The 22,645-nt window shown below is 63.1% G+C and carries 20 protein-coding genes; 11 read left to right on the top strand and 9 right to left on the bottom strand.

What is annotated here, in order from left to right; genetic code table 11:
- Positions 1–5: 5 nt before the first annotated feature.
- The 10 genes from AC1D08_RS19565 to AC1D08_RS19520 all read left to right on the top strand — a co-directional run bounded on the left by AC1D08_RS19565 (position 6) and on the right by AC1D08_RS19520 (position 11,496).
- Positions 6–1,517 carry an aldehyde dehydrogenase family protein gene (locus AC1D08_RS19565; RefSeq protein WP_457153390.1) on the top strand — a complete coding sequence of 504 codons (1,512 nt, stop codon included), beginning with the start codon at positions 6–8 and terminating at the stop codon, positions 1,515–1,517.
- A gap of 59 nt (positions 1,518–1,576) precedes the next feature.
- Positions 1,577–2,830: an ABC transporter substrate-binding protein gene (locus AC1D08_RS19560; RefSeq protein WP_095084589.1), complete on the top strand. Its 1,254-nt coding sequence runs from the start codon at positions 1,577–1,579 to the stop codon at positions 2,828–2,830.
- A gap of 89 nt (positions 2,831–2,919) precedes the next feature.
- Positions 2,920–3,876 carry a carbohydrate ABC transporter permease gene (locus AC1D08_RS19555; RefSeq protein ID WP_095084590.1) on the top strand — a complete coding sequence of 319 codons (957 nt, stop codon included), beginning with the start codon at positions 2,920–2,922 and terminating at the stop codon, positions 3,874–3,876.
- Positions 3,873–4,817 (top strand): carbohydrate ABC transporter permease, encoded by a 945-nt coding sequence (locus AC1D08_RS19550; protein ID WP_095084591.1) that lies wholly within the window; start codon positions 3,873–3,875, stop codon positions 4,815–4,817. The genes AC1D08_RS19555 and AC1D08_RS19550 overlap by 4 nt, the downstream gene beginning before the upstream one ends.
- Positions 4,818–4,821: 4 nt before the next feature.
- The gene (locus AC1D08_RS19545) at positions 4,822–5,937 is read left to right on the top strand and encodes an ABC transporter ATP-binding protein (protein ID WP_457154399.1); all 1,116 of its coding nucleotides are present in this window, start codon (positions 4,822–4,824) and stop codon (positions 5,935–5,937) included.
- A gap of 5 nt (positions 5,938–5,942) precedes the next feature.
- Positions 5,943–7,460: a GMC oxidoreductase gene (locus tag AC1D08_RS19540; protein WP_457154398.1), complete on the top strand. Its 1,518-nt coding sequence runs from the start codon at positions 5,943–5,945 to the stop codon at positions 7,458–7,460.
- Positions 7,457–8,218, top strand: coding sequence for a 3-ketoacyl-ACP reductase (locus AC1D08_RS19535; RefSeq protein ID WP_457154397.1), 762 nt, complete (start codon positions 7,457–7,459; stop codon positions 8,216–8,218). The genes AC1D08_RS19540 and AC1D08_RS19535 overlap by 4 nt, the downstream gene beginning before the upstream one ends.
- 13 nt (positions 8,219–8,231) lie before the next feature.
- Positions 8,232–9,860, top strand: coding sequence for a GMC family oxidoreductase (locus AC1D08_RS19530; RefSeq protein ID WP_477423773.1), 1,629 nt, complete (start codon positions 8,232–8,234; stop codon positions 9,858–9,860).
- Between the two features lie 10 nt (positions 9,861–9,870).
- Positions 9,871–10,188: a Dabb family protein gene (locus AC1D08_RS19525; protein WP_095084596.1), complete on the top strand. Its 318-nt coding sequence runs from the start codon at positions 9,871–9,873 to the stop codon at positions 10,186–10,188.
- 90 nt (positions 10,189–10,278) lie between these two features.
- Positions 10,279–11,496, top strand: a complete 1,218-nt coding sequence (locus AC1D08_RS19520; RefSeq protein ID WP_457152578.1) for an MFS transporter — start codon at positions 10,279–10,281, stop codon at positions 11,494–11,496.
- A gap of 9 nt (positions 11,497–11,505) precedes the next feature.
- On the opposite strand, the gene AC1D08_RS19515 is transcribed toward AC1D08_RS19520, so the two are convergent.
- The 3 genes from AC1D08_RS19515 to AC1D08_RS19505 all read right to left on the bottom strand — a co-directional run bounded on the left by AC1D08_RS19515 (position 11,506) and on the right by AC1D08_RS19505 (position 14,913).
- Positions 11,506–12,351, bottom strand: a complete 846-nt coding sequence (locus tag AC1D08_RS19515) for an EamA family transporter (RefSeq protein ID WP_457152577.1) — start codon at positions 12,349–12,351, stop codon at positions 11,506–11,508.
- A 7-nt stretch (positions 12,352–12,358) separates the two neighbouring features.
- Entirely contained in the window at positions 12,359–13,270 is a 912-nt protein-coding gene (locus AC1D08_RS19510) for an endonuclease/exonuclease/phosphatase family protein (protein WP_477423771.1), read from the bottom strand.
- Between the two features lie 92 nt (positions 13,271–13,362).
- Positions 13,363–14,913 carry a cation:proton antiporter gene (locus AC1D08_RS19505; RefSeq protein ID WP_457152575.1) on the bottom strand — a complete coding sequence of 517 codons (1,551 nt, stop codon included), beginning with the start codon at positions 14,911–14,913 and terminating at the stop codon, positions 13,363–13,365.
- A 126-nt stretch (positions 14,914–15,039) separates the two neighbouring features.
- Here AC1D08_RS19505 and AC1D08_RS19500 point away from each other — a divergent pair, with 126 nt between their 5' ends.
- Entirely contained in the window at positions 15,040–15,666 is a 627-nt protein-coding gene (locus AC1D08_RS19500) for a glutathione S-transferase family protein (RefSeq protein ID WP_457152574.1), read from the top strand.
- Positions 15,667–15,705: 39 nt separating this feature from the next.
- Here AC1D08_RS19500 and AC1D08_RS19495 read toward each other — a convergent pair whose 3' ends face one another.
- The 6 genes from AC1D08_RS19495 to AC1D08_RS19470 all read right to left on the bottom strand — a co-directional run bounded on the left by AC1D08_RS19495 (position 15,706) and on the right by AC1D08_RS19470 (position 22,494).
- Positions 15,706–16,770: an ABC transporter ATP-binding protein gene (locus AC1D08_RS19495; RefSeq protein ID WP_457152573.1), complete on the bottom strand. Its 1,065-nt coding sequence runs from the start codon at positions 16,768–16,770 to the stop codon at positions 15,706–15,708.
- A 30-nt stretch (positions 16,771–16,800) separates the two neighbouring features.
- On the bottom strand, positions 16,801–17,592 hold the full coding sequence (locus AC1D08_RS19490; RefSeq protein ID WP_184876711.1) for an ABC transporter permease: 792 nt from the start codon (positions 17,590–17,592) through the stop codon (positions 16,801–16,803).
- Entirely contained in the window at positions 17,589–18,503 is a 915-nt protein-coding gene (locus AC1D08_RS19485) for an ABC transporter permease (RefSeq protein WP_457152572.1), read from the bottom strand. The genes AC1D08_RS19490 and AC1D08_RS19485 overlap by 4 nt, the downstream gene beginning before the upstream one ends.
- A gap of 63 nt (positions 18,504–18,566) precedes the next feature.
- On the bottom strand, positions 18,567–19,673 hold the full coding sequence (locus AC1D08_RS19480) for an ABC transporter substrate-binding protein (RefSeq protein ID WP_477227980.1): 1,107 nt from the start codon (positions 19,671–19,673) through the stop codon (positions 18,567–18,569).
- 242 nt (positions 19,674–19,915) lie between these two features.
- Entirely contained in the window at positions 19,916–21,088 is a 1,173-nt protein-coding gene (locus AC1D08_RS19475; RefSeq protein WP_457150359.1) for an iron-containing alcohol dehydrogenase, read from the bottom strand.
- A gap of 17 nt (positions 21,089–21,105) precedes the next feature.
- Positions 21,106–22,494 carry an aldehyde dehydrogenase family protein gene (locus AC1D08_RS19470; RefSeq protein WP_457150360.1) on the bottom strand — a complete coding sequence of 463 codons (1,389 nt, stop codon included), beginning with the start codon at positions 22,492–22,494 and terminating at the stop codon, positions 21,106–21,108.
- Between the last annotated feature and the right edge of the window lie 151 nt (positions 22,495–22,645).

Genomic DNA, 22,645 nt, shown 5'->3' with positions numbered 1-22,645 from the left:
GTTAGATGAACGCCCCTCTCAACATCATCATGCCCGCCGAGGCATCCGCAGCGCCAAGAACCTATCGGCTGCTGATCGACGGCAAGCATGTCGATGCCCGCGATGGCCGCACGCTGGAGCGCAAGAGCCCCGGCCACGGCTTCACCGTCTCGCACTATGCACAGGCCGGCGAAGCCGAAGTCGAAGCCGCAGTGCAGGCCGCGCACAAGGCGTTCGAGACCGGCCCGTGGCCGCGCATGAAGGCGGCCGAGCGCGCCGCGATTCTGCTCAAGACGGCCGACCTGATCGAGACGCGGCTGGAGGAGATCGCCCGGCTCGACGCACTGGAATCCGGCAAGCCGATCGCCCAGGCGCGCGGCGAAATTGGTGGTGCTGTAGACATCTGGCGTTATGCCGCCTCGCTCGCCCGCACCTTGCACGGCGAATCCTACGCCAATCTCGGCGACGCCATGCTTGGCGTGGTGCTGCGCGAGCCGATCGGCGTCGTCTCGATCATCACGCCATGGAACTTCCCCTTCCTCATCGTCAGCCAGAAACTGCCCTTCGCGCTCGCCGCCGGCTGCACGGCGGTGGTCAAGCCGAGCGAGATGACTTCGGCCTCGACCTTCGTCCTCGGTGATATCCTGATGCAGGCCGGCCTGCCCGCCGGCGTCGTCAACATCCTCGCCGGTCTTGGCGCCGATGTCGGCGCGCCGGTGGTCAGCCATCCCCTGGTCGAAATGGTCTCGTTCACCGGCTCCACCCGCGTCGGTAAGATGACGATGGCCTCCGCCGCGCAATCCTTGAAGAAAGTCTCGATGGAGCTCGGCGGCAAGAACGGCCAGATCGTCTTTCCGGACGCGGACCTCGAAGCGGCGGCCGACGCGGCCGTATTCGGCGGCTTCTTCAACGCCGGCGAATGCTGCAATGCCGGCAGCCGGCTGATCGTGCACGAAGCGATCGCCGATGATTTTCTCGACGCGGTCAAGGCGCTCACCGCCAAGGTGACGGTCGGCGATCCACTAGACGACCGAACCAAGGTCGGCGCGATGATCTCGGCCGACCATCTGGCCAAGGTAGCCGGCTATGTTACTGCAGCGGCAAGCGACGGCAGCAGTGTCTACAGCGGCGGCAAGCAGTTGTCCTCGAATGCCGGCCAGTACCTCGATCCCACCATCATCCGCGGCGTCACCGAGGACATGGCCATCGCGCGCGAGGAAGTGTTCGGACCGGTGCTCTCGGTGCTGACTTTTGAAACGATTGAAAAGGCGTTGCACATCGCCAACAACACGCCTTATGGTTTGTCTGCGGGCGTGTGGAGCGCCAGCATCGACACCTGCATGTCGGTGGCGCGGAATGTGCGTTCGGGAACCGTCTGGGTAAACACGTTCATGGAAGGTTACCCCGAGCTGCCATTCGGAGGCTACAAGCAGTCCGGTCTCGGACGCGAACTCGGCAAACGCGCCGTAGAGGACTATACCGAAGAAAAGACAATCCAGTTTCATCGCGGCCAACGCACCGGATGGTGGGTCGGCTGAGTTGAGAAGAACCCGGCGGACATTCGCCGGTCGTGTAGATGCAACAAGGGAGGAAGTACATGTTGCGCAAACTTCTTATCGGAACGGCTCTCGCATCGGGCCTTGCTTTCGCGGCCCATGCCGAGGACGTCAAGGAAGTCCAGATGCTGCATTGGTGGACGTCGGGCGGCGAAGCGGCTGCTCTCAACGTCCTCAAGGGCGATCTGGCCAAGGAAGGCTATGCCTGGAAGGACGTGCCGGTGGCCGGCGGCGGCGGCGACGCAGCCATGACCGCGCTGAAGGCGATGGTCGCGGCCGGCAACTACCCGACCGCCTCGCAGATGCTCGGCTACACCGTGCTCGACTATGCGGCGGCCGGCGTGATGGGCGACCTGACCGAGACGGCGAAGAAGGAAGGCTGGGACAAGTCGGTTCCGGCCGCCCTGCAGAAGTTCTCGGTCTATGACGGCAAGTGGGTCGCGGCTCCGGTCAACGTCCACTCGGTCAACTGGCTGTGGATCAACAAGGCCGTCATGGACAAGATCGGCGGCACCGAGCCGAAGACCTTCGACGACTTCGTTGCCCTGCTCGACAAGGCCAAGGCGGCAGGCGTGATCCCGCTCGCTCTCGGCGGCCAGAACTGGCAGGAAGCCACCATGTTCGACTCGGTCGTGCTGTCGACCGGCGGACCTGAGTTCTACAAGAAGGCCTTCAACGACCTCGACGACGCTTCGCTCAAGTCCGACACGATGAAGAAGTCGTTCGACAACCTCGCCAAGCTCGTCACCTATGTCGACCCGAACTTCTCCGGCCGCGACTGGAACCTTGCCACCGCCATGGTCATCAAGGGCGACGCCCTGGTGCAGGTCATGGGCGACTGGGCCAAGGGTGAATTCCACGCCGCCAAGAAGACCCCGGGCACGGACTTCCTGTGCTATCGCTTCCCGGGCACCGACGGCTCGGTGATCTACAACTCCGACATGTTCGGCATGTTCAATGTTCCGGACGACCGCAAGGCCGCCCAGGTCGCATTGGCCACCGCCACCCTGTCGAAGAGCTTCCAGTCGGCCTTCAACGTCGTCAAGGGTTCGGTTCCGGCCCGTACCGACGTTCCGGACACCGACTTCGACGCTTGCGGCAAGAAGGGCATCGCCGACCTGAAGGCAGCCAATGACGGCGGCACGCTGTTCGGCTCGCTCGCCCAGGGTTATGGCGCGCCTCCGGCGGTCGCCAATGCCTACAAGGATGTCGTCTCCAAGTTCGTCCATGGTCAGATCAAGACCTCGGACGAGGCCGTGACCGAACTGGTCAAGGCGATCGACGACGCCAAGTAAGCGCCACACACAAAAACGCCTTCCCCGCTCCAGCGGGGAAGGCTCCGATCCGCGAACCTGGTTGGCCTCGCGCCGACGGGAGGAGCCCTATGAGCACGGTAGCGACAAGCCAGATCAAGCTGACGCCGGAGCAGGCCCGACCGCGCGCCTCGGTGCGCTCGCGCCTGCAGGACGCGCTGCCTAAGATCGTGCTGGCGCCGAGCTTCGCCATCACCATTGTCTTCGTCTACGGCTTCATCCTGTGGACGATCTATCTGTCCTTCACCAATTCCAAGACCTTCCCGTCCTATGTCATCACCGGCTCGCGCGCCTACCAGCGGCTTTGGGGCTGGACCTTCGACACCGACCCGCCATCGAGCTGGTACACGTCGATCACCAACATGGGCATTTTCGGCTTTCTCTACATCTTCATCTGCCTGGCGCTCGGCCTGTTCCTGGCCATCCTGCTCGACCAGAAGATCCGCGGCGAAGGTGTGCTGCGGCCGATCTACCTCTACCCGATGGCGCTGTCCTTCATCGTCACCGGTGTCGCCTGGAAATGGTTCCTCGATCCCGGTCTCGGCCTCGAGCAGACCTTGCATCAATGGGGCTGGACGAGCTTCCATTTTGACTGGATCAAGAACAAGGACTTCGTCATCTACACCGTGGTCATTGCCGGCGTCTGGCAGGCCTCCGGCTTCATCATGGCGATGTTCCTGGCCGGCCTGCGCGGCATCGACGGCGAGATCATGAAGGCGGCGCAGATCGATGGCGCCACCACCTTCCAGCTCTATCGCCGCATCGTCATCCCGCTGCTGCGGCCGATCTTCCTGTCGGCCTTCATCGTGCTCGCCCACCTCGCCATCAAGTCGTATGACCTTGTCGTGGCGTTGACCAGTGGCGGCCCCGGCGGCTCGGCCTGGCTGCCGTCGAACTTCATGTATGAATACACCTTCAAGCGCAACGAAATGGCCGTCGGCTCGGCCAGCGCGGTGATCATGCTGATGACCATCATCGCCATCATCGTGCCCTATCTCTATTCGGAACTGCGGGAGAAGCCGCGATGAGCGCCGTCACCACGCCCGCCCGCCAGGCCTCAGGCGGCGTCAACGCTAGGATCGTCAACCGCATCGTCATCTACGGGCTGCTGGCGCTGTTTGCACTGTTCTATCTGATGCCGCTGTTCGTCATGCTGGTCACCTCGTTCAAGACCATGGATGAGATCCAGAATGGCAATATGCTGGCGCTGCCCCAGGCACCGACCTTCGACCCGTGGGTGAAGGCCTGGGGCGAGACCTGCGTCGGCCTCACCTGTGCCGGCATCAAGGGCTATTTCTGGAACTCCATCAAGATGGTGGTTCCGGCCGTGCTGATCTCGACGATGCTCGGCGCCCTCAACGGCTACGTGCTGACCAAATGGCGCTTCCGCGGCGCAACGCTGGTGTTCGGGCTGATGCTGTTCGCCTGCTTCATCCCGTTCCAGTCGGTGCTGTTGCCGATGGCGACGATCCTCGGCAGCCTTGGCCGTTTCGGCGTGTCGCTGCAGAACTCGGTCGGAACGAGCTTCGGCCTGGGCAACGCGACGGTCAATCTCGTCTTCGTCCACGTCGTCTACGGCATCGGTTTCACCACTTTGTTCTTCCGCAACTATTACGAGGCGTTCCCGACCGAACTCGTCAAGGCGGCGCAGGTCGACGGCGCCTCCTTCTTCCAGATCTTCCGTCGCATCATGCTGCCGAACTCGATGCCGATCTTCGTCGTCACCGTCATCTACCAGTTCACCAACATCTGGAACGACTTCCTGTTCGCCTCTGCCTATGCCGGCACCGGCGACGCGATGCCGATGACGGTGGCGCTCAACAACGTCGTCAACACCTCGACCGGCGTCGTCGAATACAACGTCAACATGGCGGCCGCGATGATCGCCGCATTGCCAACCCTTCTCGTCTATGTGCTCGCCGGCCGCTATTTCGTGCGCGGTCTGATGGCGGGCGCCGTCAAAGGATAATCTGATGGCTTTTCTGGAAATTGATGGCCTGAGAAAGCGCTTCGGCCAGGTCGAGATCCTCAAGGGGATCGATGTCGAACTGGATAAGGGCGGCTTCCTGGTGCTGGTCGGCCCGTCCGGCTGCGGCAAGTCCACCTTGCTCAACACCATCGCCGGCCTGGAGACGATCACCTCGGGCGAAATCCGCGTCGAAGGCCGCGCAATCAACGATCTGCATCCGTCCAAGCGCGACATCGCCATGGTGTTCCAGAGCTATGCGCTCTATCCGAACATGACAGTGGCCGGAAACATCTCCTTCGGCATGGAGATGCGCGGCGTGCCGGCGGCAGAGCGGCAGAAGGCGATCGACAAGGTGGCCAAGGTGCTGCAGATCGGCCACCTGCTGCAGCGCAAGCCGAGCCAGCTTTCTGGCGGCCAGCGCCAGCGCGTCGCCATGGGCCGGGCGCTGGTGCGCGACCCAAAACTGTTCCTGTTCGACGAGCCGTTGTCCAACCTCGACGCCAAGCTGCGTGTCGACATGCGCATCGAGATCAAGCGCCTGCATGCGACCACCGGCACCACCATCGTCTATGTCACCCACGATCAGATCGAGGCGATGACGCTGGCGACCAAGATCGCCGTCATGCGCGACGGCGAGGTGCAGCAGTTCGGCACGCCGGCCGAGATCTACAACAACCCGACCAATCTCTTTGTCGCCGATTTCATGGGCTCGCCGGCGATGAACCTGATCCCGGCGACGATCGGCACCAACGGCAATGCGCTGTCCGTCGTGCTGCAGCGCGAGGCGCGCGAGCCGATCTCGCTGCCGATGGCCAATGCGCCGGCGGGCCTGTCGGCATTCCAGGGCAAGCCGATCATCTTCGGCGTCCGCCCCGAAGCCCTGACCGATCCGGAAGGCGCCGAGCGCAATGCCTCGAACATCGCCACTGCCGACTGCTTTATCGAGGTCGTTGAACCGGCAGGCTCCGACACCTTCGCCGTCACCAATCTCGGCGGCAAGGGCGTGGTGGCGAGGCTGCGCGCCGACGCCAACATCCAGCCCGGCACCAACACCCCGCTCGCCTTCAACCTGACCAAAGCGGTGTTCTTCGATCCGGCGACCGAAAACCGCATTCTCTGACCGAGATGACAAATCCCGATATCGTCATAATCGGCTCCGGCATCGGCGGCGCCACGATCGCCTCCGGTCTGGCCGGCAGCGGCGCCTCGATCCTGATGCTGGAGCGCGGCGAACCGTTGACGGCAACGCCGCATGCGCGCGACACGCGTTCCATCTTCGTCGACGGTCATTATCGGCCGAAGGAGATGTGGCGCGAGGCCGGCGGTGCGGCCTTCAACCCCGGCAACTATTACTATGTCGGCGGCAATTCGAAATTCTACGGCGCCGTGCTGATCCGCTACCGCAGGGAAGATTTTGCGGCCATGGAGCATTTCGGCGGCGTCTCGCCGGCGTGGCCGTTTTCCTATGAAGAATTCGAGCCCTGGTATTCGAAGGCCGAGCAATTGTTTCGTGTGCGTGGCTCACTCGGCGAGGACCCGACCGAGCCGTTCCATTCGATCCCCTATGCCTTCAAGCCTGTGCCCGACGAGGCGCCGATCGCGCGCGCCCGCGCCGAGCTCAAGGGCCTCGGCCTGCACCCGGCCTCGCTGCCGCTTGGCGTCGACATCGACACCTGGCTGAAGGAGGGCAAGACCGGCTGGGACGCGTTTCCCAACACCGGCCAAGGCAAGGTCGACGCGCAAACGGGACCGCTGACGGCGGCGCTGACCGACCCGAACATAAAGTTGGAGACCGGCGCCTATGTCGAGTATCTCGAAGCCTCGGCCGACGGCAAAACCATCGTCGCTGTTCACTATCGCCAGAATGGCGCGTTGAAAAAGCTGACGCCGAAGCTGGTCATCCTCTCCGCCGGCGCGGTCAATTCCGCCGTCATCCTGCTGCGCTCGCCGTCACCCGCCAACGGCAAGGGCGGTGGCAAGGGCCTCGCCAACCGCTCCGATCAGGTCGGCCGCAATTTCATGAACCATAATTCCAGCGCCATGCTGGCCATCGATCCGCGTCGCCGCAACGATGCCGTCTACCAGAAGACGCTGATGCTGAACGATTATTACCTTTCCGACGGCAAGGGCGGCAAGCCGCTCGGCAACGTCCAGCTGCTCGGCAAGATCGACGGCAACATCCTCAGCGCCAATGTGAAATTCGCGCCCAAATTTGCGCTCGATTTCATGGCCGGCCATGCCGTCGATTGGTACTTGATGTGCGAGGACCTGCCCGATCCCGAAAGCCGCATCATGGTCGACGGCAAGGACATCATCATGCAATGGCGGCGCTCCAACATGCAGTCGCTCGACGGCTTGACCAAGGTGATGCGCGAAAACTTCCGCGCCTGCGGCTATCCGATCGTGCTGTCGCGCCCCTTTGACAAGCGCACGCCGTCGCACCAGTGCGGCACGGTGAAGATGGGCGACGATCCGGCCAGCGCGCCGCTCGACCCGTTCTGCCGGTCCTTCGATCATCGGAATCTGTTCGTTGTCGATGGCGGCTTCCTGCCGAATTCGGCCGCCGTCAATCCGGCGCTGTCGATCGCCGCGCAAGCGCTGCGTGTCGCCGCGCATATTCGCAAGAGCGAGCTTTCCGCATGACCCGCCCGGCGGCCATCGTCACTGGCGGCGCGCGCGGCATCGGCCTTGCCTGCGCCCAGGCGCTTGCCGATGCCGGCTTCGACATCCTCGTCGCCGACCTTGCCGAAAAACCCGCTGACGGGTTAGCCGAGGACATCACCACGCACGGCGCGCAGTTCGCCTATGTCAGCTGCGACATCGCCGATCTCGGCGGCCATGCGGCACTGGTCGATGCCACGATGCGCACCTTCGGCCGCATCGACTGCCTGGTGAACAATGCCGGTGTCGGCGCCGTGGTGCGCGGCGACCTCCTGGAGTTGAAGCCCGAGAATTTCGACAAGGCGCTCAACATCAATCTGCGCGGCACCGTGTTCCTCAGCCAGGCCGTCGCCAAGGCGATGCTGGCTGTACCCGGAGATCACCCGAAATCGATCATCACCATCACCTCGGTCAGCGCCGAAATGGCGTCGCCGGAACGGCCGGACTACTGCATCTCGAAAGCCGGCCTGTCGATGTGGGTGAAGACCCTGGCACTCAGGCTCGCCGCCGAAGACATCGCTGTGTTCGAGGTGCGGCCGGGCATCATCCGAACCGACATGACATCGGGCGTCACCGCCAAATACGACGCCTTGATCGACGGCGGGCTGGTGCCGGCAAAGCGCTGGGGCGAAGCATCGGACATCGGCGCCGTGGTGGCGGCGCTTGCCGGCGGCAAGCTCGGCTTTTCGACCGGCTCGATCATCAATGTCGACGGCGCGCTCTCCGTGCCGCGGCTGTAAGGTGGATAGTGTCATGACCGACTACATCATCGTGGGCGCCGGCCCGGCCGGCTGCGTTCTGGCCAACCGGTTGAGCGAGGATCCGACGCATCAGGTGCTGCTGCTGGAAGCCGGCGGCAAGGACTGGCATCCCTACATTCATATGCCGGCGGGCTTCGCCAAGATGACCAAGGGCATTGCTTCGTGGGGTTGGTCGACCGTTCCGCAGAAGCACATGAAGGACCGCGTCTTCTGGTACACGCAGGCCAAGGTGGTCGGCGGCGGTTCTTCCATCAACGCCCAGATCTACACGCGCGGCAATGCCCGCGACTATGACGCCTGGGAGAAGGAAGAAGGTCTCGCCGGCTGGGGCTATCGCGATGTGCTGCCCTATTTCAAGCGCGCCGAAAACAACCAGCGCTACGCCAACGACTTTCATGGCGACCAGGGCCCGCTCGGCGTGTCGAACCCGATTTCGCCACTGCCGATCTGCGAGGCTTATTTCCGCGCCGGCCAGGAGATGGGCATTCCCTTCAACCCGGATTTCAACGGCGCCAGCCAGGAGGGCGTCGGCTACTACCAATTGACCCAGAAGGACGCGAGGCGTTCCTCCGCTTCGGTCGCCTATTTGAAGCCGATCCGCGCTCGCAGGAACCTTACTGTCAGGACCGATGTGCTGGTGACGCGCATCGTCGTCGAGAGAGGCCGCGCCATCGGCGTCGAGATCGTCGACAGGCCGGGCGGCGAGAAGAAAATCCTGCGCGCCGACCGAGAGGTGATCGTCTCGTCCGGCGCCATCGGCTCGCCGAAGCTGTTGATGCAGTCGGGCATCGGCCCGGCCGACCATCTGAAATCGGTCGGCGTCACGCCGGTGCATGACCTGCCCGGCGTCGGCTCCAACATGCAGGACCATCTCGACCTGTTCGTCATCGCCGAATGCACCGGCGACCACACCTATGACAATTACGCCAAGCTGCACCGCACAGCCTGGGCCGGCCTGCAATACCTGCTGCTGAAGAAGGGACCGGTGGCCTCCAGCCTGTTCGAGACCGGCGGCTTCTGGTACGCCGACCCGACTGCAGCCTCGCCCGACATCCAGTTCCATCTCGGCTTGGGCTCCGGCATCGAGGCCGGTGTCGAGAAGCTGAACAACCCGGGCGTCACCTTGAATTCCGCCTTCCTGCGGCCGCGCTCGCGCGGCACGGTGCGGCTGAAGAGCGCCGACCCCGCCGAGCATCCGCTGATCGATCCGAACTACTGGTCCGATCCCTATGATCGCGCCATGTCGATCAAGGGACTGCGGCTGGCGCGCGAGATCATGCGGCAGAGGGCGCTTGCGCCCTACGTGTTGCGCGAGGTGCTGCCCGGCCCGTCGCTCGCTAGCGACGACGAGTTATTCGACTATGCCTGCCGCAGTTCCAAGACCGACCATCATCCGGTCGGCACCTGCCGCATGGGCCATGATGACATGGCCGTGGTGACACCCGATCTTCGGCTGCGCGGCATCGACGGCCTGCGGGTCTGCGACGCCTCGGTGATGCCGCGCGTGCCCTCCTCCAACACCAATGCGCCGACCATCATGGTCGGCGAAAAGGGTGCCGATCTGATCCTCGACCGCGAACCGCTGCCGCCGGCCGTGTTTTCCGGAAACCGGGCGGCTTAGGAGCAAAAAAATGATCAGGCACTGTGTGTTCGCCAGGTTTCGCAACGATGTTCCCGCCGCCGAGCGCATGGCAATCCATGCCGATCTCGAAGCGCTGCGACAGGTGGTGGAGGGCATGGAAGCGGTCCAATTCAGCGCCAATGTCAGCCCCGAGCCGTTCGGCCGCGGCTTCACGCATGGCTTCACCATCGATTTCCGCGATGCCGCCACCCGCGACGCCTATCTGGTGCATGAGGCGCATCAGCGCGCCGGCGCCCGACTGGTCGCCGCTCTCGAAGGCGGCACCGACGGATTGATGGTCTTCGATCTCGATCTTACGAAAAAGTGACCGCCGGTTTTTCGAAAGCCGGCTGACGGCTGTTCTCTTTTGCCGACCGGGCGACATATCGTTGCCCGGGGACGGTAAAGGAGGAACGTCTTGAACCTCAATTCCCAACAGAAGAAAACCGTCCTGGCTTCATTTCTGGGCTGGACGCTCGACGCTTTCGATTTCTTCCTCCTGACATTCCTGCTCACGGATATTGCGACTGAATTCCAGACCGATGTCCCAGCCGTATCGAAGGCGCTGTTCCTGACTTTGGCGACACGCTTCATCGGCGCCTTTTTCTTCGGCATGCTTGCCGACAAATACGGGCGCAAGCCCATCCTCATGCTCAACATCGTCAGCTATTCGGTGATTGGCGCGCTGGCCGCCTTCTCGCCCAATCTCGGCATCTTCCTGGCACTGCGCGCCCTGTTCGGCATTGCCATGGGCGGCGAATGGGGACTTGGCAGTTCGCTCGCCATGGAGTCTATCCCGCCCAGCGCGCGCGGCATGGTCTCGGGCATCCTGCAATGCGGCTATCCGACGGGCTACCTCTTGGCGGCAGTGGTCTATGGCCTGCTCTATCAGCAGACGATCGGCGGCTACACGATCGGCTGGCGCGCCATGTTCCTGCTCAGCTTCGTGCCGGCATTGATCGTGCTGTTCATCCGCTCGCACGTGCCGGAATCGCCGGCCTTCGTCGACGCGCAGAAGACCGCCAGGCCGGGACTGTTGGAGACGCTGCAAAAGCACTGGGGCGTCGCCCTCTATGCCGTCGTGCTGATGATGTTCTTCAACTTCTTCAGCCATGGCACACAGGACCTCTACCCAACCTTCCTGAAGAAGCAGCACGGCTTCGATCCGCATACGGTGAGCTGGATCACCATCGTCGCCAACATCGGCGCCATCGTTGGCGGCCTGGCATTCGGCGCGCTGTCCGAGAAGATCGGCCGCGTCAACGCCATCACCCTGGCGTGCCTGATTGCTTTGCCGTCGATTCCACTGTGGGCCTACAGCACCACGCCCTTCATGCTCGCCATCGGCGCCTTCGTCATGCAGGTCGCTGTCCAGGGCGCCTGGGGCGTCATCCCGGTGCATCTCAACGAGCTTTCGCCGGGGTCCGTGCGTGCGACCTTGCCCGGCTTCATCTATCAGGCCGGCAATCTCGCGGCGTCCTATGGCGGCCCTTACCAGGCAGGCATCGCGGAAGCCCCTGGAGGCAGCTACGGATATGCGCTTGCGCTTTTTGCCGGCGTGGTTGCCGTCTGCATCATCGTCGTCATCCGCTTCAGTCCGGAGCGACGCGGCCAAGTGATGACCGTGCTGGGCTAACGGCGGCAGCTAGCCCAGTCGGAGCGCAACAACGCCGGCGACAATGCTGAGCGCGGCGGCCGCGCGCCAGCCCGTCATCTTCTCGCCGAGGGCGAAGACCGAGATCATCATGGCGAACAAGATCGAGGTCTCGCGCAGCGACGCCACCGATGCGATCGGCGCCTTGGTCATTGCCCACATCACGATCCAGTAGGCCGCACCGCTGAGTACGCCGGTGAACAGGCCCACCTTCCAGTCGCGCGCCAGCACCGGCAGCGCTTTCGGCCCACGGAAGATAAGGCATAGCACCAGCGCTCCGAGGGCATCGCAGATGAACAGCCAGGCTGCATAGCTTTGCGCTGTGGCCGCCAGCCGCGCGCCGCTGCCGTCGGACAGCGTGTAGCTGGCGATGAAGATCGAGGTGCCCAGCGCAAAGCCGACCGCGCGCAGGTTCAGCTTTTCCAGATGCGCACCGCCGCGAAACGACATCACCAGCGTGCCGGTCGACAGCAGAAAAATACCCAGAATGGCAAGCGGTGCCGGCACCTCGGCGACCACGAACATACCGCCAAGGGCTGCCAGCAAAGGTGCTGTGCCGCGCGCCAGCGGATAGGTCTGGGCGAAATCGCCGGCCTGGTAGGCGCCGATCAGGAAGGTCCGGTAGCCCATGTGGAAGATCACCGAGGCGATGATGTAGGGCCACACCTGCGCCTTCGGCACTTCGACGAAAGGCAACACGACAAGGGCAGCAGCGCCCATTCCCAGCGTCATCAGCGTGATCGACAGGAAGCGGTCGAGATGCACCTTGACCAGCGCATTCCAGATCGCGTGCATGGCGGCGGCGGCAAGCACCGCGAAGAAAACGAAGGGCGTCATTGCCGGCTCATCCGCCGCGCAGCACGGCGAGCGGTGTTTCGAGATCGATGTCGAGCCGTAGGGGGAAATGGTCCGATGCGACCTCGCCGACATCGGCGCCGACCGAGCGGACGCGCCCGGCAAACATGCCGCCGACAAAGCAATGGTCAAGCCGGCGTTTGGCCAGTTTGCCGTCGATGGTCTTCACATGGGTGTGGAAATCCGCGGTCGGCTGGCTGGCAACGGCGGCGGCATCGACGAAGCCATCGAGGTAGGCGGCGCCGCGATGATAGGGCGTGCTGCCGACGATGCGGCTATATTCGACGCTGCCCGGCTCCATGTTGAAATCGCCCATCCAGATGGCTTCCAGCGGGTTCTCCGGCTCCGGCTCGCCATTGCTCCAGTTGCGCGACGGCTCGTCATCGATGCCGCTCCAGGGTCCGCCCTCGCGGGTCGCACGGCGATGTTCGCCCAACAGGTAATCGATCTGTTCCAGCCGCTCCTCCGCCGCGATATGGGCGAGATGCAACGAAAACACCCGAACCGGGCCGGCCGGCGTGCGGATCATGCATTCAAGTGCTGCGTTGCGCGTGTTGAGCGGCCGCAGCGTGCTGCGCATCGGCAGCGCGTGCAGCCGCGACCAGACAATCGGCAGCTTCGACAGCACCATCGTGCCGAACTGCCGGCGCCGGTTGATCAGACGGCCGTCGCGCTGCTCGCTGGCGTCCATGTCGAAGGCCGGACCATAGACCCAGTGATAGTCCGGCAGCAGGCGGGAAACAAGCTCCGGCTGGTCGTCGTAGTTGCTGCGCTGCCAGTGCCGTTCGACTTCCTGCAGCGCGATGATGTCGGCGCCGGCGACGATGCGCGCGGCGCGCGAAAGATCGTAGCGGCCGTCGCTGCCGAACCCGTACTGGATGTTGTAGCTGACCAGCTTCATTGCTTATCCGGCTCATTTTCGATGATGGCAGTAGCGGTTCGGCAGATTGGTTGCAATGTGCAGGGAAATGGCAGCGGCTTGGGCCAGATATCTCACGTCGTCAGCGGCTGGAAACTTCCAGCTGGCGATGCCGCCAGTTCCGACCAGTCGATTTCCTCTTCAAGCCGGTGATAGGCTTCGTCACCGATTGTGCCGTTGCGGCGCAGTTCCTCGAGCGTGTCGCGCTGGCGGTTGATGGCATAGAGGCGCAGCCGGTCATATTCGGTGGCCGCCTGTGCGTCCTCCGGGTTTTGAGCGATCAGGCGCTGCGCCTCATACTGCTCGCGCACAACAGCAGCAGCGGCCGATGTCTTGCGGCTCAACACGTCAAGGGCGGCCTGCATGATGGCCACCCGCGCCTGCGCCACCTCATTGTCGATCGTTCTGTCCGGGTCGAAGTTGAGTATCCGCAGCAGCGGCTTCAGCGTCATGCCTTGCAGCACCAGCGTGCCGAGAACGACCGCGAAGGCGGCAAGCACGATTGGATCGCGGCCGGGAAAACCCGCCGGCAGAGCAATGGCCACCACCAGCGTCACCAGCCCCCGCATGCCACACCAACCGACGAGCACCGCGCCGCCAAACGTCGGCACATCTCGCCTTTGGTCTTCGCTTCCGAAGCGGGCCAACCATCGGATGATCGCAACGTAACTCCCCACCCAGACGAGGCGTGCCACGATGACGACGGCCAGCACCGTTGCAGCGAATAGAAAGGCTTCGCCCTGCCCTTCGCCGGAGAGGCGGCCGACGATCGATCGTGCCTGCAGGCCCATCAGCACGAAGGCCAGCACGTTGAGCACGAAGACCGCCGATTCCCACACCGAATAGGTGCTGACGCGCCGCCTGGCCGACATGCGGCGCGGCGCCATCCGCGCTATGGTCATGGCGTAGACGACGATAGTGATGATGGCGGACAGGCCCAGCCTGTCGGCCAGTATCCACACCCCGAATGTCCCGGCGAATTGCACCACGGTGCTGCTTGCCGCATCCTCGATCCGGCTGAGCGTCAGCAGCGAAAAGCGGCCAAGCACATAACCCGCGACGAGGCTGCCGATCGTCGACAGCAGAATCGTCGGGATGGCGTTGCTCAGCATGATCGAGCCGAGCGCTGCCGAAACCGCCAGGCGGTAGATCAGGAGTGCCGTGGCATCGTTGAGCAGGCTCTCGCCTTGCAGGATGGCGGTGATGCGGTGCGGCACCTTGAACTGCCCGAGTACGGCGCTCGCCGCGACCGCATCGGGCGGCGCGACGATGGCGCCGAGCGCGATTGCCGCCGCGATCGGCAGCCCGGCCATCTTCCAGCCGACGAAAGCAACGACCGCCGCGGTGAAGACGACGGCGCCGAGCGCCAGCAGCGCGAGCGGCAGCCGGTAGCGGTTGAGATCCCGCAACGATGTGTCGTAGGCGGCATCCAGAAGCACCGGCGCGATGAACAGGGCAAGAGCCAGTTCCGGATCGATCTCGATCATTGGCGCACCAGGCACGAAGGCAATCCCAACCCCGGCCAAGGCCAGCAGGGACGGATAGGGAATCTCCAGCCGTCGCGACAGCGCCGTCAGCGCAACGGCAGTCAAAAGCAGGACAAGCGTCAGTTCGAAAAGAGCCATGGCCTGTTACCCCCGTGATGCTGCATTGTCGGCAGTGGCAAGCCAGCAAGATGCTGTTGATTGGCTATTGCGCACAAGCCCCGTGGCAGTATGTCCAGCGGTCACTTGCAGCGTAAGGCACCGACCATGATCCTGATTGGCCAATTTGACTCCCCCTTCGTTCGCCGCATCGGCATTGCGATGACCTTATACGGCATCGCCTACGAGCACCGTCCGTGGTCGGCCTTCGGCGCTGCCGACAAGATCCGGCCCTACAACCCGCTGACCCGGGTGCCGACCCTGGTGCTGGACAATGGCGAGGTGCTGATCGAAAGCCATTTGATGCTCGACTATCTCGACAGCCTCGTTCCGGCCGAGCGGAGGATGTTTCCGACGGCCGAACCGGCGCGTCACCAGGCGCTGCGGATATCAGCCCTGGCAACCGGCCTCGGCGACAAGGCGGTCAGCCTGTTCTATGAGACGCGGCTGCATGAGAAAGTATCCGACCTTTGGGCCGGGCGCTGCCGCACACAGATCGAGGCTGTCCTTGCAGTCCTGGAAACCGATCGTCAGGGAAGGTCGACACCTTACTGGTTCGGCGACCGCATTGGCCATGCCGACATCGCGGTTGCCGCCGTGCTCCGCTTCATCGGCGAGGCGCATCCCGGGCTTGTGTCGCTGGCCGACTTCCCGGCGCTGGACGCACATGCCGCAAAAATGGAAGCGCTGCCGGTCTTTCAGACAGTCATGCAGCCATTCATAGCGCCGGCCTGAGGGGGCTTGGTTCTTCCTCTGCCCCGTCCGCTCTACCGCCTAGTGCAGCACCAGCATATCGCTCGACGAGAACGAAATCTCGGCCTTTTCGCCGACAGCGGGCGGCGGTGTGGCCGGGCTGTTGAACGTATCGAGCGACACGGTGTTGCCGCCAATGCCGACGCGAACCCGGATCACAGAGCCGAGAAAATGCACTTCGGAGATCTCGCCGGAAAGGCTGGAGTCGCGACCGGGCTGAAGGCCTAGCGAAATGGCTTCCGGACGCAGGGCAAGCGACAGGGTGTCGCCGGACTTCGAGCCGTTGAGCTTGCCCTTGAGCGAGACTTCCTGCGTGTCGACCTGCACCTTGCCGGACGCAGCATCGGTGACCTTGCCTTCGAGCACGTTCAGCGTACCGACGAAATTGGCGACGAACTTGGTTGCCGGACGGTTGTAGATCTCGAACGGCGTGCCGACCTGTTCAGCCTTGCCACCATACATGACAGCAATGCGGTCCGAGATCGACAGCGCCTCTTCCTGATCATGCGTGACGAAAATGGTGGTGATGCCGAGCTTCTTTTGGATCGAGCGGATTTCCTCGCGCAGCGACACGCGCACCTTGGCGTCGAGCGCCGAAAGCGGCTCGTCGAGCAGCAGCAGCTTCGGCTTCGGTGCGATGGCGCGGGCCAGCGCTATGCGCTGCTGCTGGCCGCCCGAGAGCTGATAGGGATAGCGGTCCGCCATCTGCGGCAGTTTGATGATGCCGAGCATCTCGGCGACTCGGGCATCGATGTCCGCCCTAGGCATGCCGGCAACCTTCAGGCCGAAGCCTATGTTCTGTGCCACCGTCAGGTTCGGGAACAGCGCATAGGCCTGGAACACCATGCCGACATTGCGCTGGTTGGGCTTCAGCCTCGTGATGTCCTTGCCACCAACCACGATCTTGCCGGCAGTCGGCTCCTCAAAGCCGGCGACCATGCGCAGCACGGTGGTCTTGCCGCAGCCGGACGGGCCGAGGAACGAGACGAATTCGCCACGCTCGACGTCGAGATTGAAATCCTCCACCACCGTGGTGGCACCGAAGGATTTTCGCACGTGCTGGATGGAGAGGAACGGGTCGGCCATGGTGTTGCTCTTTCGATCAGTACTTTTCGATCAATTGGGGCGGTTCGCCGATCTCGGCGCGAAACGGGACAGGATCTGGATCAGCGACATGCAGCCCCAGGTGATGGCAAAGGCGATGATGGCAAGGGCCGCCGGCTCATAGGCGCGGTTGGCGCCTATGTTCTGTAGATACGGACCGAAAGCGGGCCGGTTGAGCAGGCTGGCCATGGTGAACTCGCCAATGACGATCGCGAAGGTCAGGAACGCACCCGACAACACCGCGATCAGCACATTGGGCAGGATAACGCGCGTGATGATCGTCGACCAGCCGGCGCCAAGGATCTGCGCCGCCTCAGTCAGCGTTCGCACATCGATGGTTCTGAGCCCGGTGTCGACCGCACGGTACATATAGGGCAGCGACAGCGTGGCATAACCGATAACCAGCAGGGCGTTCGTACCGGTATCGCTGGCCAGGAACGGCAGCGGCGAGTTCGATCCGTACATCCTGATATAGCCGAACACGATGACGATGGCCGGAATGACCAGCGGCAACAGCGTGATGAACTCGACGAGCGGCCGCAGCTGCGGCAGGCGCAGCCGGATCCAGTAGGCGGCCGGCACCACGATCAGCACGCCGAGGATGATGGTGAAGACGGCGGCAAGCACTGAATAGCCGAAGGTCGCCTGGAAGCGAGGATCGCCCAACACCACCTTGTAGGCGTCAAAGGAGTACGCGCCACGCCGCATGCGCATGGAAAACTCCACCGTCGCGATCAGCGGGATGAAGAAATAGGCCGCGCCCAGCGCGAAGACGACCCAGGCCCAGAACTTTCCCGACTTCATTTGAGCCACCTCTCGGAACGGGTCCGGAACCAGATATAGAAGACATTGGCTAGGCCGGTGATGAAGATCATGCCGAAGGCGATCGCGTAGCCAAGATGGGCATTATGCAGCACGTCGCCGCGAATCTGCGCATAGAGCAGGATCGGCACGATGTTGAGCGACGAGCCTGTCAGCGCATAGGCGGTGGCGATAGCGCCGAAGGCGTTGGCGAACAGCAGGATGACGGTGCCAAGGAAACTTGGCCAGATCACCGGAATGACCACCATGCGCCAGTACTGCGCCATGGTTGCACCGAGGGTCGCGGCGGCCTCGCCCCATTCCTTCTTCAAGCCGTCGATGGCCGGCACGATGATCACCACCATCAGCGGGATCTGGAAGTAGACATAGGTCAGCGTCAGCCCCCAGAACGACAGGATGTTGAAGCCGTGAGCGTAAATATTGAGGCCAAACAAGGTGTTCAGGATCACCGTGGCAAGCCCCAGCCGGCCGAGTGTGGCGATAAAGGCAAAGGCCAGCGGCACACCGGCGAAATTGGAAGCGACCCCGGAGAAGGTCAGCGTCGCGGAGCGTATCCATTCCGGCAGACCGCCTCGCACGATGGCGATGGCGATGGCGAGACCGGCGAAGGCACCAATCAACGATGAGGCAAGGCTGACCTTGATCGAGATCCAGTAGGCGGCAACGATCGACGGCTGCGCCAGTGCTGCGATATTTTCGAAGGTGAACTCACCCGCATCGTTCTGGAAAGCGCCCAGCATCAGATAGAGCGTGGGCAGGATCAGGAACATGATGGCGAAGATGAAGAAGGGAGCAACGCCGAGCCATTGCGTCGGCAGCCTCATGCTGCGTGCCTCGGCGGGAGGCGCGGTCTTCCCGGCAACAGCGTGGTCTGACATTGGGATATCGGTCATGCGCCGGCTACCGTCTTTGAGAAAAGGGCCGGGCGGCCTCGAGGCCGCCCGGCATGGTCTGAGTTACTTGACGTTGGCGCCGACGACGGCATCCCAGTTCTTGGTGATGGCTTCCTTGGACTTGGCCTGCTCGTCCAGCGTCGGGAACACCGCCGCGGCATAGGATTCGGCCGGCGGCAGCTTGGCCAGCACGTCCGCGGGGATCTTGCCATTCTTGGCGAGATCGTTGAAGCGGATCGGGTGGCAATAGCCCTTCAGCCAGCCGATCTGGCCTTCGTCGGAGTAGAGGTATTCCAGCCACAGCTTGGCAGCGTTCGGATGCGGCGCGTAAGCGCTGATCGCCTGCACGTAGACACCGGCAACGACACCGGTCTTCGGCACGACGACGTCGACGGGCGGGTTGCCCTTCAGCGTGTCACGGCCGGCGAGCGCGTTGTAGTCCCAGGTGATCAGGATCGGAGTCTGGCCTTGGGCCAGCGTCGCGGCCTTCCCGATGACCGGGACGAAATTGCCGGCGGCGTTGAGCTTCTTGAAGAAGTCGAGGCCAGCGGTGCCGGCGGCTTCACCAGCAGCGGCGCCCGACGACAGGCCAGCAGCATAGACGCCCTGGATGGCCTGGTTCGACGCGCGCGGATCGCCGGCGAGTGCGACCGTGTTGGCGAATTCCGGCTTCAGCAGATCGGCCCAGTCAGCCGGAGCTTCCTTGACGATGTCCTTGTTCACCTGGAAGGACAGCACGCCGTAATAGTCGCCGGTCCAGTAGCCTTCAGCATCCTTGGCGCTATCGGGGATCGAGTCCCACGTCGACACCTTGTAAGGCTGGATCAGACCATCCTTCTTGGCGGACGGGCCGAAGGACAGGCCGACGTCGATGACGTCAGGCGCCTGCGGACCCTTGTTGTCCTTGTTCGCCTTGATTGCCTCGACCTCGTCGCCGGAGCCGGCATCGGGGTTGAGCTCGTTGACAGTGATTTCGGGATACTTCGCCTTGAAGCCGGCGATGACGTCACCGTAGCCGCACCAGTCATGTGGCAAGGCGATGGTGGTGAGCTGGCCTTCAGCCTTAGCGGCCTTGACGAGATCGTCCAGCGAAGCCGCGGACGAAATCACCGACGACGCCATAAGGGTCGCGGCCGTAAGGGAAAGCACTTTCCCCGTGAATTTGAACATGTGTTCTCTCCGTTGAACTGACGCCGTTGGACGCCTGCGATCCGGTATCGTTTTCATGTGACAGCCAGATGAAAGCTTTGTGAAACCGGCTGCTCGCAGCGCGAAAATTTAACTCTTTTTAACCGGCTGTAGCAATTAGCCATCACTTATTTTTCCGGCTAATTACTTTCCGCCATGTGTTTCATCCTTTCCCCCTTGGTTTGCCCTGATTTTCCAGATCAATTTTCAACAAGAAAGCCGTCTTACACCGTGCCGCCGATAGCGTTTTCAAGCAAGGTCAGGGCCGCCTTCTTGGTCAGCTTGACCGGGTTGCCGCCAGCGGTCGGATCGACCACCGCCATATCGGCGATCAGCCCCTTGCGCTTCTTGTCCATGTCGAGCCCCTTGATCAGGCCCGGAAGCGCATGCGGCACCTTGAGTTCCTTGCGCAATTTGATGATCGCCTTGGCGAAGCCGTCGAAGCCGCCCTTGATGCCGCAATAGGCGGCAAGCCGGCCGATGCGCTCCTCGATGGAGTCCCGGTTGAAGGCCAGCACATAGGGCATGAACACCGCATTGGTCATGCCGTGATGGGTGTCGTACAGCGCGCCGACCGGATGCGACAGCGAGTGGATGGCGCCCAGCCCCTTCTGGAAGGCGGTGGCGCCCATCGCGGCGGCGCTCATCATATGGGCACGCGCGACGAGATCCTTGCCGTTGGCATAGGCCTTCGGCAGGTTCTCGAAGACCAGCCGGACACCTTCGACGGCGATGCCGTCGGCCATCGGATGGTAACCCGGCGCGCAATAGGCCTCGAGGCAGTGGGCAAGTGCATCCATGCCGGTGCCGACGGTGATGAAGCCGGGCATCCCGACCGACAGTTCCGGATCGGCGATGACGATGGCCGGCAGCAATTTAGGATGGAAGATGACCTTCTTGGTGTGCGTCGCTTCATTGGTGATGACGCCGGCGCGGCCGACTTCCGATCCGGTGCCGGCCGTGGTCGGCACCGCGATGATCGGCGCGATCGCGTCGGAATTGGCGCGCGTCCACCAGTCGTCGACATCCTCGAAGTCCCAAACCGGCCGCGTCTGGCCAGCCTGGAAGGCGATCAGCTTGCCGAGATCGAGCGCCGAGCCGCCGCCGAAGGCGATGACGCCGTCATGCTTGCCTTTCTTGAACACCGCGATGCCGGCGGTCAGATTGGACTCGACCGGGTTCGGCCTCACTTCGGAGAAGACGCCGTAGGGGACCTTGGCATCGTCGAGGATCTTCAGGGTCGAGGCAACGACCGGCAGTTTCGCCAGGCCGGGATCAGTGACGAACAGCGGCCGCTTGATGCCGGTAGCCGCCAACACCTCAGGCAGTTCCTTGATGCGCCCAGCGCCGAAGCGAACGGTGGTGGGGTAGTTCCATTTGGAGATGAGCTTGGACATTTTTTGTCTTTCGAAAATCAGATGGCTTCGCGCAGGTGGAACGATTTCGGCCTGGTCAGGTTGTCGTAGCCGATGGCCGACAAGGCAGCACCCTTGCCGGTGTCCTTGACGCCGGTCCAGACCAGGGCCGGATCGAGGTAGTCGCAGCGGTTCATGAACACCGTGCCGGTCTCGACGCGGTTGCCGATCGCCACGGCATGCTCTGTATCGCGGGTCCAGATCGAAGCGGTCAGCCCATAGGGGCTGTCGTTCATCAGCGCGATCGCCTCTTCATCGTTGCGCACCTTCATGATGCCGACGATCGGCCCAAAACTCTCCTCGCGCATAACGCTCATCTGATGGTCGACTTGCGTCAGCACTTCCGGCGCCAGATAGGGCGAGCCGGCCTTGTCGTTGGCCACCTTCATGTTGATGTGCGCCACCGCGCCCTTGCGCAGAGCCTCGGCCTTCTGCTCGCGGATCAAGTCGGCGAAACGCGCCTGCGCCATCGGCCCCATCGTCGTTGCCTGGTCGAGCGGATTGCCGACGACATAGTTCTTGGTCTCGGCGATGAAACCCTCGACGAACTCGTCATAGACCTTTTCGTGCACATAGACGCGCTCGATGCCGCAGCAGCACTGGCCGGAATTGTAGAAGGCGCCGTCGACCAGATTGGCGACCGCATGATCCATCTTGGCATCAGGCAACACATAGGCCGGATCCTTGCCGCCAAGCTCGAGGCCGAGTGTCATGAAGGTACCTGCCGTCGCCTTTTCGATGGCGCGGCCACCGCCGACCGAACCGGTGAAGTTGACGTGGTCGATCTTGCCCGAACCGAGCAGCTTCTCGGTCTGCGCGTGGTTGAGCACGACATTCTGGAACACGCCCTTGGGCAGGCCAACCTTGTCGAAAGCCTGTTGAAAGCGCTCGCCAACCAGCAGCGTCTGCGCCGCATGCTTGAGGATGACGGCGTTGCCGGCCATCAGCGCCGGCACGATGGTGTTGACGGCGGTGAGATAGGGATAGTTCCACGGCGCGATCACCATGACCACGCCGAGCGGGTCCTTCTTCACATAGCGCCTGAAGCCGTCCTTCAGGTTGGAAGCCGGCACGGCCTTGAGCGCCGCCTCGGCGATCTCAACCATGTAGTTGGTGCGTTCCTTGACGCCACCGAACTCGCCGCCATAGCGCACCGGGCGCCCCATCTGCCAGGCGATCTCCGGCACGATCTCGTCGGTCATCGCGACCAGCGCTTCCAGCATCGCCAGCATGTACTTGCCGCGCTCGACGATCGGCGTCTCGGCCCATTTCTCTTGCGCCGCCTTGGCGCGCTCGACCGCGGCATTGATCGCCTGGTCCGTTGCCACGGGCCGCTCGGCATAGATCGAGCCATCAATGGGGGATTTGAGTTTGACCGTCTCGGTCATTTTGTAAGTCCTCGCATTCTACAACAAAATCTTATGGCTTGGCGCCGCCCCTCATCTGCCCGCCCTGCACCTTCGCCTCGTATGGTCAAGGGGAGAAGGGAAGTGCTCCGGCGCGGGCATCCCCTGCCCGTGTTTCACGGGAGGGGTACGG

The sequence above is a fragment of the Mesorhizobium sp. P2_E6 genome, assembly GCF_056403835.1.
The sequence above is the reverse complement of the archived record's forward strand: the minus strand, read 5'-3'. Positions and strand labels throughout refer to the sequence as shown.

What these genes read in the sequence shown, in the direction of transcription:
- AC1D08_RS19565 (WP_457153390.1), top strand. Translation starts at nt 6, where the DNA reads ATGAACGCCCCTCTCAACATCATCATGCCCGCCGAGGCATCCGCAGCG.
- AC1D08_RS19560 (WP_095084589.1), top strand. Translation starts at nt 1,577, where the DNA reads ATGTTGCGCAAACTTCTTATCGGAACGGCTCTCGCATCGGGCCTTGCT.
- AC1D08_RS19555 (WP_095084590.1), top strand. Translation starts at nt 2,920, where the DNA reads ATGAGCACGGTAGCGACAAGCCAGATCAAGCTGACGCCGGAGCAGGCC.
- AC1D08_RS19550 (WP_095084591.1), top strand. Translation starts at nt 3,873, where the DNA reads ATGAGCGCCGTCACCACGCCCGCCCGCCAGGCCTCAGGCGGCGTCAAC.
- AC1D08_RS19545 (WP_457154399.1), top strand. Translation starts at nt 4,822, where the DNA reads ATGGCTTTTCTGGAAATTGATGGCCTGAGAAAGCGCTTCGGCCAGGTC.
- AC1D08_RS19540 (WP_457154398.1), top strand. Translation starts at nt 5,943, where the DNA reads ATGACAAATCCCGATATCGTCATAATCGGCTCCGGCATCGGCGGCGCC.
- AC1D08_RS19535 (WP_457154397.1), top strand. Translation starts at nt 7,457, where the DNA reads ATGACCCGCCCGGCGGCCATCGTCACTGGCGGCGCGCGCGGCATCGGC.
- AC1D08_RS19530 (WP_477423773.1), top strand. Translation starts at nt 8,232, where the DNA reads ATGACCGACTACATCATCGTGGGCGCCGGCCCGGCCGGCTGCGTTCTG.
- AC1D08_RS19525 (WP_095084596.1), top strand. Translation starts at nt 9,871, where the DNA reads ATGATCAGGCACTGTGTGTTCGCCAGGTTTCGCAACGATGTTCCCGCC.
- AC1D08_RS19515 (WP_457152577.1), bottom strand. Translation starts at nt 12,351, where the DNA reads ATGACGCCCTTCGTTTTCTTCGCGGTGCTTGCCGCCGCCGCCATGCAC.
- AC1D08_RS19510 (WP_477423771.1), bottom strand. Translation starts at nt 13,270, where the DNA reads ATGAAGCTGGTCAGCTACAACATCCAGTACGGGTTCGGCAGCGACGGC.
- AC1D08_RS19505 (WP_457152575.1), bottom strand. Translation starts at nt 14,913, where the DNA reads ATGGCTCTTTTCGAACTGACGCTTGTCCTGCTTTTGACTGCCGTTGCG.
- AC1D08_RS19500 (WP_457152574.1), top strand. Translation starts at nt 15,040, where the DNA reads ATGATCCTGATTGGCCAATTTGACTCCCCCTTCGTTCGCCGCATCGGC.
- AC1D08_RS19495 (WP_457152573.1), bottom strand. Translation starts at nt 16,770, where the DNA reads ATGGCCGACCCGTTCCTCTCCATCCAGCACGTGCGAAAATCCTTCGGT.
- AC1D08_RS19490 (WP_184876711.1), bottom strand. Translation starts at nt 17,592, where the DNA reads ATGAAGTCGGGAAAGTTCTGGGCCTGGGTCGTCTTCGCGCTGGGCGCG.
- AC1D08_RS19485 (WP_457152572.1), bottom strand. Translation starts at nt 18,503, where the DNA reads ATGACCGATATCCCAATGTCAGACCACGCTGTTGCCGGGAAGACCGCG.
- AC1D08_RS19480 (WP_477227980.1), bottom strand. Translation starts at nt 19,673, where the DNA reads ATGTTCAAATTCACGGGGAAAGTGCTTTCCCTTACGGCCGCGACCCTT.
- AC1D08_RS19475 (WP_457150359.1), bottom strand. Translation starts at nt 21,088, where the DNA reads ATGTCCAAGCTCATCTCCAAATGGAACTACCCCACCACCGTTCGCTTC.
- AC1D08_RS19470 (WP_457150360.1), bottom strand. Translation starts at nt 22,494, where the DNA reads ATGACCGAGACGGTCAAACTCAAATCCCCCATTGATGGCTCGATCTAT.